Source organism: Peribacillus sp. SIMBA_075, from assembly GCF_046534585.1.
The window spans coordinates 1-269 of the sequence record NZ_JAWRYN010000699.1 but is presented as its reverse complement, the minus strand read 5'-3'; the positions used below and the strand labels follow the sequence as shown (position 1 = coordinate 269).

1 pseudogene is annotated in these 269 nt (G+C 39.0%); it reads left to right on the top strand.

The annotated features are described in order from the left end of the window. Window positions 1-62 precede the first annotated feature (62 nt). Window positions 63-269 (top strand): annotated as a pseudogene (locus SB775_RS30000) (phage portal protein); the annotation flags it as partial.

Genomic DNA, 269 nt, shown 5'->3' with positions numbered 1-269 from the left:
GGGCCGAAGAGCGTCATGTATGGTAAGTCACTTCAGAGCGGTTTATATCACGTTGGTGGGCTTACCAACATATCACTGAAGGTGTGTTTGTAAATGAAATGTCTAAAGGTGATAAAAAATACACTTTACTCGAATGGCACTTAGTTGAAGGGAAAGTTCATGTCATCAAAAACGAGTTGTATGAGAGTAAGAACCAAGGAGATTTAGGTGTAAAAGTATCTTTAGCTACTCTATACCCTGAATTGGAAGAAGAAGTACGCATCGAAAAC